The organism is Faecalibacterium faecis, from assembly GCF_040096475.1.
GTDB classification, from domain to species: domain Bacteria; phylum Bacillota; class Clostridia; order Oscillospirales; family Ruminococcaceae; genus Faecalibacterium; species Faecalibacterium taiwanense.
Map to the genome: position 1 here is coordinate 1 of NZ_JBBMEP010000043.1, position 2,276 is coordinate 2,276.

Genomic DNA, 2,276 nt, shown 5'->3' on the forward strand with positions numbered 1-2,276 from the left:
ATAGATGGCCGACACCAGTTCACGGAGAGCATAAGGGGTGAGTTCTTCAATATGAACGTACTTGTGCGCTTTCTGGATGAACTTCTCAATATTCTCGATCTGCTGTTCCTGTACTTCGATTTCCTGCTGGATAGAGAGGGCTTCCTCTTCCAGATGCTTCTGTTCGGCATCGTAGCTTTGGCTCATCATGTCAAAGCGTTCATCGCTCAGCTTTCCGCTGGCGTTATCCTCGTAGATTTTCATGAACAGCCGTTTGAGGTCTGCAATCCGCTTCTCATTCCGGGCAAGCTGCTTCTTTAGGACGGTCAGCTTTTCGGTGCTTTCCACCCGAAGCTGCTCCTCCATGACCTTGCGGAAGTAGTCTTCATGACGGAGAATGTAGTCCGTCACCCGCTGAACATGACTCAGTACACGTCCTTCCAGAACCTTTACCCGGATGAAGTGTCCCTTGCACTTGCTCCCGTTCTTCTTGTGCAGAGAGCAATCAAAGAAGTCTTGACTGAAGTCCCTGTTGTTGGACGAACCATATTGCATCTTAGAACCGCAGTCAGCGCAGTAGACCATACCGGAGAAAATGCTGCTCTTGCCTGTCCGGGTCATGCGGTGACGCTGGTTACGAATCTCCTGAACCTTTTCAAACACATCATCGTCAATAATGCGCTCATGTGTATCTAGGAAGATAGCCTGATTTTCCACAGGATTCAGATGTCTCTTTTTATCCCAGATAGAGTTAGTATAGGTCTTGAAGTTGACTGTGCAGCCAGTGTACTCCCGGCGTTCCAGAATCAAACTTACTGCTCTTTTATCCCAGCGGTAAGGGTCTTCCGGGGCAGGTGCGTTTGTACTCCGGCCATGGCTCAACTTGTAGGCGGTAGGAGTCAGAACTTTATCTGCCCACAGTTGGTTCGCAATTTGGGTCGGCCCACGTCCCTCCATGCACATGGAGAAGATGCGCTTCACAATCGCAGCCGCTTCCGGGTCAACAAGCCAATGCTTCGGGTTCTCCGGGTCTTTCACATAGCCGTAGGGGACATTGACCGTCAGCGGTACTCCACGCTCTCCCTTGGCCTTCTGGACAGCCCGAATCTTGCGGCTGGTATCGCGGGCGTAAAACTCGTTGAACCAGTTCTTAATGCCCGCAAAATCGTTGTTTACGCTGTTCGGGTCAATGGTGTCGTAATTGTCGTTAATGGCAATGTAGCGAACGCCATACTGGGGAAAGGTGAAGTTTGTGTACAGACCCGTCAAGGCAGAGTTGCGCCCCAGTCGGGACAGGTCTTTTGTGATAACGATTCCTACACGCCCTGCTTCGATCTCGACCAGCATACTCTGAAAGCCGGGGCGGTCATAGTTCGTGCCAGAATAGCCATCATCAACAAAGAACACCGGGTTCGAGAAGTGGTTCTTTTTAGCGTAGTCCAAAAGGATATCCTTCTGGTTCTCGATAGAAAGGCTTTCGCCGAGTCGCTCGTCCTCCTGCGACAGTCGGCAGTAAAGTGCGGTGATTTTATTCGTTGCTCCAGACATTGTTGTGTCCTCCTTATTCTGTGGAGCAACTGTCAGTACAGGATTGGTTACCGGGTCAAGTATAGCAGAATTGGGCGCAGTTGTCATTCGTCTGCACCCTCATCTTCAAATTTTTGCTGGGCGTTCTTGGCAACAATGCGCTCCAGTTTCTTCAAAAAGGATTCCTTGCCCTCATAGCTGCCGGTCACGGTATAGGTGGTGTGACCGACTTTCTCCGTGGTGGTCAGTTCTGGAATCCAGAAGGCGGACAGGTTCTTGACATGGAGATTGCCGTTCTCATCTACATAGGAGCCGTGTTTCTTCTGCTCTTCGGTCAAGGGCTTCCGCTTGAAATAAATTTCGTTTTCAGAGATGCTCACGGTCTCGCTGGTCTGCTCTTTCGGGGTATCGTCATACAGCTGTGCGAAAAATGCCAGTGCATCTTCGGGTGAGTCTTCCTCCATGAGCTGCTCGAAAACTCGCTGTTCCTCCGCCGAGAGGTTGTTCCATGCAGCATCCAACTCCTGCTCACTGGCTGCATTGACAAAGGCTTCGATTTCTTTTTTCATGGTGCATCCTCCTTTGGCTGTGAAAAGCGGATTTTCAAAAAGTGTGGGTTTTCGTGAGAGCAAGAATCGTCCCGTGGCCACAAATTTTCAATACTTGAAAATTTCCTGTCCCCTTTAGGACAGCTTCTTGTTGGGGCGTGCCTGCCCCAAACCCTGCTAGGTGATTTCATTCTTGGTGGTTGCTATATTGCTTATATGCCT

2 protein-coding genes are annotated in these 2,276 nt (G+C 50.1%); both read right to left on the bottom strand.

Features of this window, described 5'->3' with window-relative positions; genetic code table 11:
• Positions 1-1,614, bottom strand: a 1,614-nt coding sequence (locus WMO17_RS12960; protein WP_435387703.1) for a recombinase family protein, incomplete at its 3' end; no start/stop codon positions are given.
• Positions 1,611-2,075: a hypothetical protein gene (locus tag WMO17_RS12965; protein WP_117949376.1), complete on the bottom strand. Its 465-nt coding sequence runs from the start codon at positions 2,073-2,075 to the stop codon at positions 1,611-1,613. The genes WMO17_RS12965 and WMO17_RS12960, both read right to left, overlap by 4 nt.
• Between the last annotated feature and the right edge of the window lie 201 nt (positions 2,076-2,276).

Bases quoted from the DNA above. Each gene is read 5' to 3' on its own strand.
- WMO17_RS12965 (WP_117949376.1), bottom strand. From the start codon at position 2,075: ATGAAAAAAGAAATCGAAGCCTTTGTCAATGCAGCCAGTGAGCAGGAG.